The 13322-nt window shown below is 62.6% G+C and carries 14 protein-coding genes; 5 read left to right on the forward strand and 9 right to left on the reverse strand.

What is annotated here, in order from left to right; all coding sequences use genetic code 11:
* Positions 1-24: 24 nt before the first annotated feature.
* Entirely contained in the window at positions 25-1065 is a 1041-nt protein-coding gene (gene pstS, locus LHU53_RS12295) for a phosphate ABC transporter substrate-binding protein PstS (protein ID WP_227332947.1), read from the reverse strand.
* A gap of 261 nt (positions 1066-1326) precedes the next feature.
* On the opposite strand from pstS, the gene LHU53_RS12300 reads away from it, so the two are divergent.
* The 3 genes from LHU53_RS12300 (at position 1327) to LHU53_RS12310 (ending at position 4624) form a co-directional block, all read left to right on the forward strand.
* Positions 1327-1605 (forward strand): hypothetical protein, encoded by a 279-nt coding sequence (locus LHU53_RS12300; protein ID WP_227332948.1) that lies wholly within the window; start codon positions 1327-1329, stop codon positions 1603-1605.
* A 120-nt stretch (positions 1606-1725) separates the two neighbouring features.
* Entirely contained in the window at positions 1726-2649 is a 924-nt protein-coding gene (locus LHU53_RS12305; protein ID WP_227332949.1) for a UDP-2,3-diacylglucosamine diphosphatase, read from the forward strand.
* Positions 2650-2749: 100 nt separating this feature from the next.
* Positions 2750-4624 (forward strand): phosphodiesterase, encoded by a 1875-nt coding sequence (locus tag LHU53_RS12310; RefSeq protein WP_227332950.1) that lies wholly within the window; start codon positions 2750-2752, stop codon positions 4622-4624.
* A 137-nt stretch (positions 4625-4761) separates the two neighbouring features.
* On the opposite strand, the gene glgC is transcribed toward LHU53_RS12310, so the two are convergent.
* From glgC to LHU53_RS12330, 4 genes are all read right to left on the reverse strand, one after another.
* The gene (gene glgC / locus LHU53_RS12315) at positions 4762-6063 is read right to left on the reverse strand and encodes a glucose-1-phosphate adenylyltransferase (protein ID WP_227332951.1); all 1302 of its coding nucleotides are present in this window, start codon (positions 6061-6063) and stop codon (positions 4762-4764) included.
* 43 nt (positions 6064-6106) lie between these two features.
* Positions 6107-7696, reverse strand: coding sequence for a methyl-accepting chemotaxis protein (locus tag LHU53_RS12320; RefSeq protein ID WP_227332952.1), 1590 nt, complete (start codon positions 7694-7696; stop codon positions 6107-6109).
* A gap of 65 nt (positions 7697-7761) precedes the next feature.
* Positions 7762-8508: an alpha/beta fold hydrolase gene (locus tag LHU53_RS12325; RefSeq protein WP_227332953.1), complete on the reverse strand. Its 747-nt coding sequence runs from the start codon at positions 8506-8508 to the stop codon at positions 7762-7764.
* 5 nt (positions 8509-8513) lie between these two features.
* Entirely contained in the window at positions 8514-9527 is a 1014-nt protein-coding gene (locus tag LHU53_RS12330) for a M14 family zinc carboxypeptidase (RefSeq protein ID WP_227332954.1), read from the reverse strand.
* Positions 9528-9700: 173 nt separating this feature from the next.
* On the opposite strand from LHU53_RS12330, the gene LHU53_RS19715 reads away from it, so the two are divergent.
* Positions 9701-9835, forward strand: coding sequence for a hypothetical protein (locus LHU53_RS19715; protein ID WP_255632009.1), 135 nt, complete (start codon positions 9701-9703; stop codon positions 9833-9835).
* A gap of 79 nt (positions 9836-9914) precedes the next feature.
* Here the strand turns inward: LHU53_RS19715 and LHU53_RS12335 are convergent, their stop codons facing one another.
* Positions 9915-10127, reverse strand: coding sequence for a hypothetical protein (locus tag LHU53_RS12335; RefSeq protein WP_227332955.1), 213 nt, complete (start codon positions 10125-10127; stop codon positions 9915-9917).
* 265 nt (positions 10128-10392) lie between these two features.
* Here LHU53_RS12335 and LHU53_RS12340 point away from each other — a divergent pair, with 265 nt between their 5' ends.
* Positions 10393-11313, forward strand: coding sequence for a hypothetical protein (locus tag LHU53_RS12340; protein ID WP_370632287.1), 921 nt, complete (start codon positions 10393-10395; stop codon positions 11311-11313).
* Between the two features lie 26 nt (positions 11314-11339).
* Here LHU53_RS12340 and LHU53_RS12345 read toward each other — a convergent pair whose 3' ends face one another.
* The 3 genes from LHU53_RS12345 to LHU53_RS12355 all read right to left on the reverse strand — a co-directional run bounded on the left by LHU53_RS12345 (position 11340) and on the right by LHU53_RS12355 (position 13117).
* Positions 11340-11984 (reverse strand): N-acetyltransferase, encoded by a 645-nt coding sequence (locus LHU53_RS12345; RefSeq protein ID WP_227332956.1) that lies wholly within the window; start codon positions 11982-11984, stop codon positions 11340-11342.
* A 112-nt stretch (positions 11985-12096) separates the two neighbouring features.
* Entirely contained in the window at positions 12097-12969 is an 873-nt protein-coding gene (locus tag LHU53_RS12350) for a FapA family protein (protein ID WP_227332957.1), read from the reverse strand.
* Between the two features lie 7 nt (positions 12970-12976).
* On the reverse strand, positions 12977-13117 hold the full coding sequence (locus tag LHU53_RS12355) for a hypothetical protein (RefSeq protein ID WP_227332958.1): 141 nt from the start codon (positions 13115-13117) through the stop codon (positions 12977-12979).
* Positions 13118-13322 lie beyond the last annotated feature (205 nt).

A 13322-nucleotide genomic window follows, 5' to 3' on the forward strand; every position in this document is an offset into this window, starting at 1 on the left:
AAGACCGGTACCTGAAATCAGCGCTTATTTCAAAGCGACAGCTTTGCCCGACGCGTCTTTCACGTTGGCCCAGTTCTTTTCGATGGTGGCAACCACCGAGTCAGGCAGGGGAACGTAGTCGAGGTCGGAGGCCGCCTTGTCGCCGTTCTTGAAAACCCAGCTGAAGAACTTGAACGCTTCCGTGGCGTTGGCGGGTTTGTCCTGGACGTTGTACATCAAGATGAAGGTGGCGGTGGAAATGGGCCAGGTGCCTTTGCCGGGCTGGTCGGTGATCAGCTGGTAGAACGACTTGCTCCAGTCAGCACCCGCGGCGGCGGCCTTGAAGGCCTCTTCACTGGGCTCGACAAAAACGCCGTCTTTGTTCTTCATCAAGGTGTAGGTCATCTTGTTTTGCTTGACGTAGGAATATTCCACGTAGCCAATCGAATTGGGCAGACGGTTCACAAATGCCGCCACACCTTCGTTGCCTTTGCCGCCCGCACCCACCGGCCAGTTGACAGCGGTACCCTCACCCACCTTGGTTTTCCACTCGGGGTGAACGCGGCTCAGGTAGTTGGTGAAGTTGAAGGTGGTGCCTGAGCCGTCAGCGCGGCGCACCGGGGCAATGTCGGCATCCGGCAGGGCCAGCGTCGGATTGAGCGCCTTGATGGCGGCGTCATTCCATTTGGTGATCTTGCCCAGGTAAATGTCACCCAACACCTGGCCGTCCAACTTCATCTGACCCGGGGCGATACCCTTGATGTTGATCACCGGCACGGTGCCACCAATCACGGTGGGAAACTGGAATTGGCCCTTCTTGGCCAGCACGTCGTCGGTTTGTGGCATGTCGGAGGCGCCAAAGTCCACCGTCTTGGAGTCGATCTGTTTGATGCCCGCACCTGAACCCACCGACTGGTAGTTCACCCGCACACCGGTCGCCTTGTTGTAATCAGCCGCCCACTTGGCGTACAACGGTGCCGGGAAAGTCGCACCAGCGCCCGTGATTTCCTGGGCGTTGACTGCACCAGCACCGATGAACGCCAGGGCCGTTGTGGCCAGGATGGACTTGAATACATTTGTCTTCATGAAAAACCTCTCGAAGTTAAAACTTAAAACCAGGGACAAGCGCTTGGACAAGACGGAATTTAAGACATGAATATGTCAGGCTTGTGACAACGTCTGAATCTTCGGTGTTGGTGTTTCATGGACTTGTCACACCAACGTCATCAAAATATCGGGCCCGCTGCGCTACGCTCCCCCATTCGTTGAAGCGCCTTGTTTGGGTGCATCATCGCGGGTCACGCCACGGCGCCCCGCTTTCGCAACACCCCCCGAGAAATACCTGACATGCTTGCCATCAAAAAAGCCCGCAAACTCATTGAAGCCAATCCCAACGACGCGGCTTCACAAACCATTGCCGCCCTGGTGGTGGCCCTTGAGAGCGCCACCACGATCTCGGTGGCCCAGCTTTACTCCCTGGATGACAAGCGTTTTGCATTGGCCCTGGAAATTCTGGACGAATGGCGTCTGGACCGGCATTACGCCAGCAAGTTGCGACTGCTCGACTCCAGCAACCTCGTGCAAGAGTTGAAGGCTCCGCCAGACACCGTCAACCCGGCGGCCTGAACCCCGACGTCCGACACAATAAGCCAAAACGGCGTGAGCTGTCACGCCACTGACAAATCACTGCCACACCACTGACACGCCGCCGCGTCACGATACCGCATCCCCACTGCGGAGCGTGACATGCAACATCGGCCTAACGCCAGCTTATTCCAGGCTGACACAGCGTCAGGCGGCGCCCAGTGGCGCACCCCCGTCAGGCCGATACCGCCCCAGACGGACGACATCGTGCCCGATGCCGCGGACGACCTGCCCCACACCCGGCGCACCAGCTACCGCGCCATCTTCATCTCAGACCTCCACTTGGGCACCCCGGGCTGCCAGGCGCAAGCTTTGCTCGATTTCATGAAGGCCAACGCCAGCGACTACCTGTACCTGGTGGGCGATATCGTGGATGGCTGGCAATTGCGCCGCCGCTGGTACTGGCCTACCTTGCACAACGATGTGGTGCAAAAGCTGCTGCGCCGTGCCCGCAAGGGCTGCCGCATCATTTACATACCGGGCAACCACGACGAGTTTGCGCGCGGCTTTTTGGGCCACCAGTTTGGCGGCATCGAGGTGGCCGACGATGCCGTTCACGTGACCGCCGACGGCAAACACCTGTGGGTCACCCACGGCGATGCGTTTGACGGCGTGATCCAGTGCGCCAAATGGCTGGCGTACCTGGGTGACAACTTGTATGAGTTGACCCTCAAACTCAACCGGTATCTGAACCATTGGCGTACCAGGCTGGGGCTGCCGTACTGGTCGTTGTCGGCCTATCTGAAGCACAAGGTCAAAAAAGCCATGATGTACGTGGCCGATTTTGAAGAAGCCGTGTCCAAGGAGGCCATGCGGCGCGGTCACCAAGGCGTGGTGTGCGGCCACATCCATCGCGCCGAGATGCGCCACATCAACGGCATTCTGTATTGCAATGACGGCGACTGGGTGGAAAGCTGCACCGCGCTGGTGGAACACCACTGCGGGCGCCTGGAACTGGTGCATTGGGCCCCTGCGCCGCTAGGCCAGAAACACACAGACAACGCCGCCGTCTGCCAGCCAGCCTGATGGCCGCCACCAAATCCGTCACACATTTGTCACGCAGCTTACTTAAACTGGGCTTGGCCTTTAGCTCAACTTCCTCGTGACAAACATGCCTTCAACAACGATGTCCCTGCCCCTTGCCGCGAGGCGACTCGTGTGGCGGGCGGACGGCTGTACAGCAGCGCGCTACCTGGGGCCTGCCTTGAGCTCGGGCGCCGTCAGAAAAGGCCGGGGCAACTTGGCCAACTTGTTGCGCCGACGACTGTTGCACCCGGTGTTTCAACCCATTGCCTCGCTGGAAGACGGCAGCATTTACGCCCACGAAGCCCTGATCCGCGGGCCGGAAGGCACCGCGTTGCACACACCAGACCGGCTGCTGCACGCCGCCGAGCTGGAGGACCTGAACTTCCAGTTCGAGAGCCAGTGTGTGCTGGTGGCCATGGAGCAATGGGGCGACTTGCGCGAGGCCGGGCGACTTTTCCTGAACATCAGCGCCGATGCGCTGATGGGCGCCATCCGGCACTGCGAACTCGACGGCCTGATCTCCCTGGCGTCCCAGCTCGGTATCTCACCGCGCATGCTGGTGCTTGAAATCACCGAGTACGAACGCGTGGCCGACATGGACCGGTTGGCCCTGGCCGTGCAGGAGGTGCGGGCCGCCGGTGTGGCCCTGGCGCTGGACGATTTTGGTGACGGGCGCTCCAGCCTGCGCCTGTGGTCGCAGATCAAGCCCGAGTTTGTCAAGATCGACAAATACTTCACCAAAGCCATCAGCCAGCACGGTGACAAGCTCAAAACCATCCAGGCGCTGCAGCAGATTGCCGCCATCTTTGGCACGGCGCTGATCGCCGAGGGGATTGAAACCGAAGACGAATTGCGTGTTTTGCGTGACTTGGGCATTCCCTATGGGCAAGGCTACCTGCTGGGGCGGCCCGCGCATCTGCCGCGCACCCAGATCGAGCCCAAAGCCCGGGTCACGCTGCGTGACCGCATGGTGTCGGTGTTTCCCGAGATGCGGCGCGCCGCCAGCGCCGGGTCGATCAGCCGGCTCGCGGTGATCAAGGCACCCCACATCACGCGCGCCACCACCAACGACGAGCTGGCGCAGCTTTTTTTTGAACACCCCAAATTGCATTCGGTGGCGGTGGTGGATGACGCCCGACCGGTGGCCATCATCAACCGTTCAGCGTTCATGAACGAGTACAGCAAGTTGTATTACCGGGAGATCTGGGGCCACAAGCCGTGTTTGAAACACGCCAACCTGGAGCCCCGCGTGATTGAGCGCAACCACAGTGTGGACGATCTGGTGGGCATCTTGACCTCGGACGACCAGCGTTACCTGGTGGACGGCTTCATCGTCACCCACAACGGCCGCTACGAAGGCATGGGCACCGGCGAGCAACTGGTGCGCTCGGTGACGGAAACCCGCATTGAAGCCGCCCGCCACGCCAACCCGCTGACGTTTTTGCCCGGCAACATCCCGATCAGCCAGCACATTGAGCGACTGCTGGCCAGCGGGGTCGAATTTGTCGCGTGTTATGCCGACTTGAACCATTTCAAACCCTTCAATGACCAATATGGCTACTGGCGCGGGGACGAGATGATCCGCCTGTTGGCCGGCCTGTGCCAGGCGCATTGCGACCCGCGCCGCGATTTTGTCGGCCACGTGGGCGGCGACGACTTCATCCTGCTGTACCAAAGCGACAACTGGCAAGCCCAGTGCGAAGCCATCATTGCCGAGTTCGCCCACCAGGCCCGGGCCTTGTTTGACGACGCGGCGCGCGAGGCGGGTGGCATCCAGGCGGAAGACCGCCACGGCGTGTCAAGATTTTTCCCACTCACCACACTGTCGATCGGCGCCGTCATCGTCAACCACAACGAGTTCACCAATGCGGAAGAGGTGGCCTCGGTGGCGGCACGCGCCAAACACGATGCCAAAACCAGCGAACAAGGTCTTCAGATCAGGGCGAACCAGGGCATGCTGCTGGCCCCCGTTTGAGGCGTTGCCGACCTATCCAAGCGGGTTGTCATGGCGAGCCCCGCCCCGCCATCCCTGCTTGTGAAGGCATGGATTTCCCCGGGTCGTGGCCCGGGGCAGGCGCGGCCAGTCCAGGACGACAGACCGTGCATACCGCGTTAATACAGCGCCACTTCCTGCCCCAGCATCACCCGGGTGACCAGCGTGATGCCCTCCCCGGTAACGTGGAAGCGCCGGGCATCTTCGGCCGGGTCCAGGCCGATGTGCGTGCCCTCTGGCAGCGTGCAGTTTTTGTCAATGATGCATTTTTTGAGGATGCAGTGCCTGCCAATCTGCACGTTGGACAACACGATGCTGTCCTCCACCACACTGTGACTGTGAATCCGCACGTCTGAAAACAGCATGCTGCGCCGCACCAGCGCACCGCTGATGATGCAGCCCCCGGCCACCAGCGAATCCAGTGCCGTGCCCTGGCGGTCGGGTTCGTCAAACACAAATTTGGCCGGCGGGCTCTGTGGCTGCCAGGTCCAGATCGGCCAGTGGTTGTCGTACAGGTTCAGGTGCGGCGTGACCTGCACCAGATCCATGTTGGCCGCCCAATAGGCGTCCAGGCTGTGCACATCGCGCCAATAGGCGGGTTTGTCCAGATCACCGATGCGGCTGTCCAGATACGGGTGGGCATACACGCGGTGCTGCGCCACACAACGGGGAAGCACGTCGCGGCAGAAGTCGTGGCCGGAGGTCGGGTCATCGGCGTCGCGCTGCAACTGGGCATACAAAAATTCCGCATTGAAGACGTAGATGCCCATGCCGACCATCACCGGCGCCGGCTGGTCAGGCCCCGTGGGGTCGCGGTGGCACTCCATCGCCACGACGCGTTGCGTCCCGTCCAGCGTCAGCCTGGCAAAGCGCTCGGCATCGCTGGCAGGCACCTCCATGCAGGCCAGCGTCACGTCAGCCTGGCGCGCCACGTGCGCGGCCAGAATGCGACCGTAGTCCATGCGGTAGATGTGGTCCCCGGCCAGCACCAGCACATAGGCCGGTGCGGCGCGGCGAATCTCACGCAGGTTTTGGTACACCGCATCGGCGCTGCCGCGGTACCACTGCGACTCGTTGACCTGCTGCTGGGCCGGCATGATCTCGATGAACTCGCCCAGACGCCCGTCCAGAAAGCTCCAGCCCAGTTGCAAATGCCGGATCAGACTTTGCGCCCGGTATTGGGTGGCCACCCCCACACGCCGCACGCCGGAATTCACGCAGTTGGACAACACAAAGTCGATGATGCGGAACTTGCCGCCAAACGCCAGCGCCGGTTTGGAGCGCCAATCGGTCAGCTCATGCAGGCTGTCCGAGCGGCCCCCTTCCAGAATCATGGCAAAGGTGTTGCGGGTGACTTGGCTGACAAAGCGGGGTTCGCGTGCGCTGCGGGTGGGCACGCCGGGTTCTGGGTCAGGGTTCATGGTGGGTCTCCACGTTGGTTGTGTCTGTCTGGCGCCAGCCCGATCAGCGCAGTGCCAGCGCCATGGTCGGCAACCTGAACTGGCCCGCCACATCTCTCAGGCCCCCGGCCTGCTGCTGGAGGTTTTGCGCTGCCGCCGCTGACTCTTCCACCACCGCGGCGTTTTGCTGGGTGAGGTGGTCAAGCTGGCTGACCGCCTGGTTGATGCTGCTGATCACCTTGTTTTGTGTCAGGTTGCCCAGATGGACTTCACCAATGGCCGCTGAGACGCGTTCGACCGAATCCACGATGTGGGCCATGGTGTCACGCGCTTGCTGAACTTTCAAAGCGCCCGCGTTGACCTTGGTGGCGGATACGCCAATGATCGCTTTGATCTCGCGCGCCGCCACCGCCGAGCGGTTGGCCAGCTGGCGCACCTCGGCCGCCACCACGGCAAAACCACGTCCCTGCTCCCCGGCGCGCGCTGCCTCCACAGCCGCGTTGAGGGCCAGAATATTGGTCTGAAACGCGATGCCATCAATCACGGCCGTGATGTCCACAATTTGGCGCGACGCGGCGCTGATGTCGTCCATGGTCTGCATCACCTCGGACATGACGGCACTGCCCTGGGTGGCCTGCAGACTGGCCGACTTGGCCAGCGACTCGCCCCGGCTGGCGGCTTCCAGCGAGGTCTGCATGGTGGCCGTCACGTCCTCGATCAACGCCGCCGTTTGCTGTAAGTAAGCTGCTGCCGTCTCGATCCGGTCTGATAAGTCCAGATTGCCAGCGGCAATTTGTGTGGACCCCTCGGCCACACTGTGGCTGGCGCTCTGAACCTGCTGCACCAGGGTGTGCAACGAGGCCTGCATCCGGCTCAGGGCGATCAGCAGCCTGCCTGCCTCATCGCGCTCATGGCCGTTGATCAGATGGGTCAGGTCCAGCGAGGCCACGCGGTCAGCGGTGTGCACCGCCTGCTGGATTGGCACATTGATGCTGCGGACCAGCCACAGCGACAAAACCGCCCCCAGCACCAAGGCAAACGCGCTGAACACCACCAAGCCGGTGCGCGCGGTCAAACTCACGCTGCCGATGTTGAGCGCCGATGCATCAATATGGGCGCGCTGTGCGTCACCAAGTTGCCGGACCGCCGCCTGCAACGCATTGGCAGCCGGCAAAAACTGTTCGTTGTAGACCTGCTCGATCCGGGCGGTCAAACCACTGTCACGCGCCGCGCTCAGGTCGTGCAGCGCCCGGGTGAAAGCCCCGTTGGCGGCCACCATGTGGGTCAGAATGGTCCGATCTTCGGGCCGGGCCAACTGGCTGTCCAGGCGGGTGAACAAGGCAGCCACCTCCCGGGCGGTCTGGTCAATCTCCGGCTTCAGGGCGTCGCCGACCTGAGGCTCGGAACTCAAGGCAAACGCTTTGGAACGCGCCACATTGACCCCGATGTGGCGCTGCAAATCGGCCACCAGGCGCTCCGTGGCCACCACCTCGCTGACCATGCTGTCGGTATCCACCGACACCCGTTGCAGCGACCAAAAGCCGATCGTCGAGCCCAGCATGGCGACTGCCAGAACCAGCCCGAGAACGGCTGTGATCTTGCGTGAAAACGAGCCAGACGAACCAAATGGACGCGTGACAAACCCGATGGACATGGACAACTTCACTTTCTTGCTGATCAAACCGCGGATAAACCCTGCCATCTTGCGTCAGTGACGTTTCAGCCGTGTGACAGCCAGGCCTGCACGCGGGCCATGACCCAAGGGCCATCATCCAGCGGCAGGTCGTGCCCGGCCCAAGGATGCAATTGCCAAGGACATTGCCACGCAGCAGCCAAAGCTTGCGAGCACCGCGCGCTGACCAGCTGGTCACGTTCACTGGCCAACAACAAGGTGGGCGTGACGGGTGGCGCCCTGGGTGCAGTAAATCGCGCGGCGGCCAGCAATTGGTTCAACGCATTGCGGCCAGTCACCGGGTTGGCACGGCGCAACGCTAGCCAGCCGGGCAGCACCGAAGCATCGCGGCGCTGGCTGGTAATGTGCAAAATGGCCCGCTCAATCGCTTCGGGCGCCGCGCCCGGCAGGGCCACACGCAGCAGCGTGGCGTAGTTGGCCGGTTGGAGCCGCTGGTAAAACGGGCTGAACGGCCGCATGCTGGTGTTGATCAGCACCTGCGCGGCGACTTCCTGCGGATAGACCTGCGCCCAGGCCACCGACACCATCGCACCCAGCGACATCGCCAGCACGTGGTAGGGCGGTGCGATGTGCCGCCGGGCCAGCTGCGCCCGGCAGTCCGCCACCATGTCGGCCACCTGGCGCGGGCTGCGCTGCTGGTTCAGGCGGCCATTGCCCGCCAGGTCCAGCGGCACCACCAGGTCACCCGCCAAAGCTTGCTCGAACTGCGCCGCGAAGTCGCCCCAATGGCGGCTTTCCCGGGTCAGTCCGCGCAAAAAAATCCAGCGGCGCATGGGGTTCAGTACCAGTCTTGCAAGGCTTGGGCGTGGTGCTGCGCCCGGTTGTCTGGGGTGGGCAACCACAAGCGGTGGCCACAGGCTGCGCGTGACAAAAACTCCAGCAACCACTGGTGCTGGCGCAACACCCGCTGTTGGCGGTGTTCGATCAGCGGGTTGAAGATGCCGTGGCGCGAGAACAGTTGCCTGGGATTTTTCTTGACCCACAGCCAGGAACCCATCTCCAGCGTCAGCGGTAAAAACACCCGCTGCGGCTGCGCACAGGACTGCAAATACAGGTGGTCCCAGAGGTCCCCATGGGCCAGGTACTGCAGGCTCTGCGGCTCGATCAGGTAGCGGTGATGGTGGTTGGACTGGACAAAAATATGCTTGAGCGCCTGCATCTCGGCCAGGTGGGTCATGGGCGCACGCTTGTGCGCAAACGGAAACCAGACCCGGTCGCGCGCGCCAAAGCCGGAGTGGCAATCCACCGAGACACTGAAGTCGCGCGTCAGCAGCTCGGTGCTCACCACCTCGCAGACCGCCAGGTTTTCTGGCTCCATCACCCCGTCGCGGGGGCCGCGGTACCACGGCAAACCCGCGCTGATGCGCTGCCCGCCCACCAGAAACGGCACCGGCTCCTGCGCGGCCACCGGTGCGTTGCGCATCAAGTCCACGCCGTTGGGGTTGGCCCGGGTGCACAACGCCATGCCGCCCGGGTTGACGATAGGCATGAACACCAACCGCACCGTTTCCAGCTGCCGGTGCAGCGCGCTGTCCCACTGCAGGCGCATCACCAGGCTGTGCAGATGGGTCATCACCACCTCGGCGCCGATACGCTCCAGGCCATGCACGCCACCAAAATAACCGACGCCCGGCACCTGCAGGCTGGGGTTGCCCAGCGTGATGACGTACACCGGATACGTGCCACCGCCGGGCAAACCCACCCGGCACAGCACACGCGCCTGCAGCCAGCCCGCGCCCAGTTCAATGATGCGCTCCAGCGCCTCCAGCTCGGGCAGTTCAGGCGCGGTCACAGGCGTGTACGGGCATCAAGGTGGAAGCAAGGCGGCATGGCGCGCCAGATTACGACCATGACGTGTCAAAAGCATGACAGCGAGGTGCGCCCAGTCCTGCTGGGCGCTGTCACAAAAAATTCACCCGGCCTTGCTAAATTGGTGGCCAAGCTTCTCTCAGACAGACCCAGACCATGCCCATCAAAGCCAACTTCTTTCGCCTGCTGGCCATTCCCGCCTGCCTGGTGTGGGGCGTGCGGGAGCTGATCTCCTTGCAGCGTGCCCGTTGGCGCACCAGCACTCGAGGCGACCGGTTCAAACTCTCTTGACCCGGCGGGATCGGACGTCCGGGTGGCTGCGTGGCAAGCGCCCGTTGGCGGCTGGCCAGAGAGCCCCCTGTCACGGCGTTCAACCGCGGGTGTGTTGCATGAAGTCGCTCTGCGGATCCTTGATCAGACAGCGGTAGGAAATCGACCAATCCTGCGGCACCGCAGCGGTCGGATGGGTCAGCTTGCTGTCTTCAAAGTCCGCTTGCACCTGCTGGCACAGAGCGTCGTCGGGGCCATAGCGGCGGTAGAGCTTGTGAAACAGTCGCTCCAGGTTGTCCAGGTGCCTTGTCATGGTGACTTCAACCTTTCAGCCAATAAAAACAGGCTCATGTTAGCCAGCGCGTCAACCGCCTGAGCGGAAAAGTCATGTCCATTTGACCCAATGCAACAACACACGTTTTTTTGCTGCGCTGCGGCTGGATCAGCCCGGTTTGTCATCAGGCCTTCACATGACGGGTGTAGTGCGTCGCGAACCGCCTTTTTGGCCACCGCGTTGCCCAATTCAGGGCCGGTCTGGAATGCTATGCTGGCGACCGTCAAAAACATCAATCACCAACATGCAAGATGGAACGCGCCTGGCGGCAGTGGATTTGGGCTCCAACAGCTTTCGCCTTGAAATCGGTCATGCTGCTTCGGGCCAGTTTTGCCGCACCGACTACCTCAAAGAAACGGTACGCCTGGGCAACGGGCTGGATCAGCAGTCACGACTGACGCCCGAGGCCATGACCAAAGGCTGGGACTGCCTGAGCCGATTTGGTGAGCGTCTGCAGGCCTTTGCGCCCCAAGCGGTCAGTGCCGTGGCCACCCAGACCCTGCGTGAAGCCAACAACCGGGATGATTTTCTGGCGCGCGCCAGCACCCTGCTCGGCTTCCCGATCCAGACCATTTCCGGCGACGATGAAGCACGCCTGATTTACCAGGGCGTAGTGCAAGCCCTGCCCGACTCGACGGAACGCCGCCTGGTGATCGACATTGGGGGGCGCTCCACCGAATTGATTGTGGGCCGCGGCACCCGTACAGAAGAGATGGCCTCTTACCCGGTGGGAAGTGTCGCCTGGTCGATGCGGTACTTCCCCGAAGGCGACCTGACCGCAACCGCCTTCGCGCATGCCGAACAAGCCGCCAAGGACGTCTTGGCACCCGCCCTGGCGTTTTGTGCACCCCATCAATGGGATGTGGCCTACGGCTCGGCCGGCACGGTGAACGCCGTGGTGGATGTGTTGGCCGCTGCCGGGTGGCCCGCGGGTCATGTCAGCCAGGCAGGACTGGACTGGCTGCTGGACAAACTGCTGGCCGCACACCGCGCCGGACAACTCAGCATGATGGGCCTGCGGGAGGACCGCAAAGCCATCATTGGCGGCGGCTTGAGTGTGCTGCGGGCATCGTTTGCACTGCTGGGTATCAGCCGGCTGGAGCAGGCGCTGGGGGGGCTGCGTCACGGCCTGCTGATGGACCTGATGCGCCCCCAGACCGTTTGATCATCCGCACCCGCCAGACGCACACCTCATGTGGACGCGGATGCCTGGCGGCGTCTGCCTGACGGCCCTGGCGCTGCCGGGACGCTGGCGCCCGATCCCCTGGCCTGCCCCACGGTCAGCTGCCATCGGTCGATGTCCCAACCCTTTCCGAACAGCAACATGCGGGTCTGCAGGCTGTCGCGCGTCAACTCGTCGATCGGCGTCTCCAGAAAAGCGATGTTTTTGTCACGAACTTCGATGTACGCAAGCTGATGCGACATCGCCAGGGATCGCCACAACGCGTGGGCGCCCGGCGACTGGCGGGCGCCGCTGATCAAGCAAAACCCTTGACCAAGCGCCCATTCGTACACAGCGGTGGCAATGCCACGTCGCTGATAGTCGAGCGCATACTTTGAATGGGGCGCACGAACGAACCGGTCCACCCGGCGATTCACTTCAATCAGGCGATTGAAGACCGTGTAGCCGGCCAGACAGCCGCGCGCCACGTCCAGCACATAGACGTAGTGCTCCCCATCGGCCTCCCGGTGACGAAACATCAGACCGGGGCATTGGTTCTGGAGGATCTCGGTGGCGCTGTCGATCAGTCCTGTACGCTGCAGGCGCGCCTGCAACGACTGCAACTCATCATCCACCTCGCCTGGCCCCAGCTGCACATCCACGCGCAATTCCATGATGTGGCTGCGGGCAGAAGAACGCGCAGCTGGTGCCCTGGCCGGCAGCCTGCGCCCAAGCATGTGGTGGTGAACGAACAACGGCAATGACAACATGGCCAACAGGTAAGGCTCAAACATCGCGAACCCCCGCCCACCAGCCGCTCATCAAACCTTCGGGCTTGTCGCTGGCGCAGACCCGGGCACTCGATTCCCAAACCGCCATTTGCACATTCAGGCCGGCAAAAACGCCATACCCTGAACCCGCCCGAATTGTCTCGAACGCGCTGAGGCTCTCACCTGAGCGGATCGCGCCGCGTGCCCGGATGGCCGTACCCGCCTTGATGCCCCAACCCGCCTCGAGGTGCATCCCACCATCGATTTCCGCGCCGACCGAGATGCCTTCGACGGCGTGGATACTGTCACCTGCCACCAGACTGCCTCCGACTGCCAGACCCTTGTCGCAGGCAATGGCGCCTTGCACGGTCAAGTCGCGGCCCACCGACGCCTGACCGCTCAGGCGCAGGCTGCCGCCGCACCGAACATCCCAGGCGGCCCGCAGGTCTTCCTTGACGGTCAGATCTGCGCCCGTCTCGATGCCCCAACCGGCCTTGAGGCGACCACCGGACGCCAGCCTGCCGTTGCAGCGAATACCGCCTTCACAACGAATGTCGTCGCCCGACACCAGCGCTTCGCCGACAAAAATGCTTCCGCCCACCTCGATGCCCTGCCCGGCATGCACCACCGAGTCAACATCGATGTTGCCGCGCACGCGCAATGCGCCCGCAAACACGACGGCGGTGGCCGACAGATGGTCAACCGTCAGCGTTTCGTTGGTCGGGCCGAACTGCGCCAGCAGCCAGAGGGCGTCGTTCACGCGGTCGGCGTTGACCAGGGCGTCCAGCAAGTCCTGGTAATTGCTCCCCGCCTGATGGTGGCGCAGGAACCAGCGAAAGCCATCAGCACAAGGCTGTTTGGTCTTGATGAAATGTTTGGTGAGGTCCATGGCGACCTCAGCAATAAATGCGCTTGTTCCGCTTCAGGGACGCGCGCAGGTCGATCAGTTCGGGCGGACGTTGAACGCCGTGCAGATGGCTCAGACGTGCGGCATCGATCTCGGTGAGCAGCCGCTCACCAGCAAGTTTCTTGTGCATGGTGCACTCCAACTGGAGCAGGCCCGCCACAAAAAGACGAGGCCCGCTATCGCGCTGGGTTTTGGCCCGGCGATGGTTGGATTGCGCAAAAAGGAGGAAGGGGTATCGCCGGGCTTAGGAATGTGCGACCGGCTGGAGCAGTCGCACCGACGCCATCAGCTGGCGACCAGCCACAGCGTCACCGGCCGCTAGGGGCCAGCAAATT

Origin of the sequence: Rhodoferax sp. U2-2l, assembly GCF_020594515.1 — a bacterium.
GTDB lineage: Bacteria > Pseudomonadota > Gammaproteobacteria > Burkholderiales > Burkholderiaceae_C > Rhodoferax.

Coding starts and splice junctions, on each gene's coding strand:
- LHU53_RS12300 (WP_227332948.1), top strand. CDS start 1,327: ATGCTTGCCATCAAAAAAGCCCGCAAACTCATTGAAGCCAATCCCAAC.
- LHU53_RS12355 (WP_227332958.1), bottom strand. CDS start 13,117: ATGCACAAGAAACTTGCTGGTGAGCGGCTGCTCACCGAGATCGATGCC.
- LHU53_RS12340 (WP_370632287.1), top strand. CDS start 10,393: ATGCAAGATGGAACGCGCCTGGCGGCAGTGGATTTGGGCTCCAACAGC.
- LHU53_RS12345 (WP_227332956.1), bottom strand. CDS start 11,984: ATGGAATTGCGCGTGGATGTGCAGCTGGGGCCAGGCGAGGTGGATGAT.
- glgC (WP_227332951.1), bottom strand. CDS start 6,063: ATGAACCCTGACCCAGAACCCGGCGTGCCCACCCGCAGCGCACGCGAA.
- LHU53_RS12320 (WP_227332952.1), bottom strand. CDS start 7,696: ATGTCCATCGGGTTTGTCACGCGTCCATTTGGTTCGTCTGGCTCGTTT.
- LHU53_RS12305 (WP_227332949.1), top strand. CDS start 1,726: ATGCAACATCGGCCTAACGCCAGCTTATTCCAGGCTGACACAGCGTCA.
- LHU53_RS12350 (WP_227332957.1), bottom strand. CDS start 12,969: ATGGACCTCACCAAACATTTCATCAAGACCAAACAGCCTTGTGCTGAT.
- pstS (WP_227332947.1), bottom strand. CDS start 1,065: ATGAAGACAAATGTATTCAAGTCCATCCTGGCCACAACGGCCCTGGCG.
- LHU53_RS12325 (WP_227332953.1), bottom strand. CDS start 8,508: ATGCGCCGCTGGATTTTTTTGCGCGGACTGACCCGGGAAAGCCGCCAT.
- LHU53_RS12310 (WP_227332950.1), top strand. CDS start 2,750: ATGTCCCTGCCCCTTGCCGCGAGGCGACTCGTGTGGCGGGCGGACGGC.
- LHU53_RS19715 (WP_255632009.1), top strand. CDS start 9,701: ATGCCCATCAAAGCCAACTTCTTTCGCCTGCTGGCCATTCCCGCCTGC.
- LHU53_RS12335 (WP_227332955.1), bottom strand. CDS start 10,127: ATGACAAGGCACCTGGACAACCTGGAGCGACTGTTTCACAAGCTCTAC.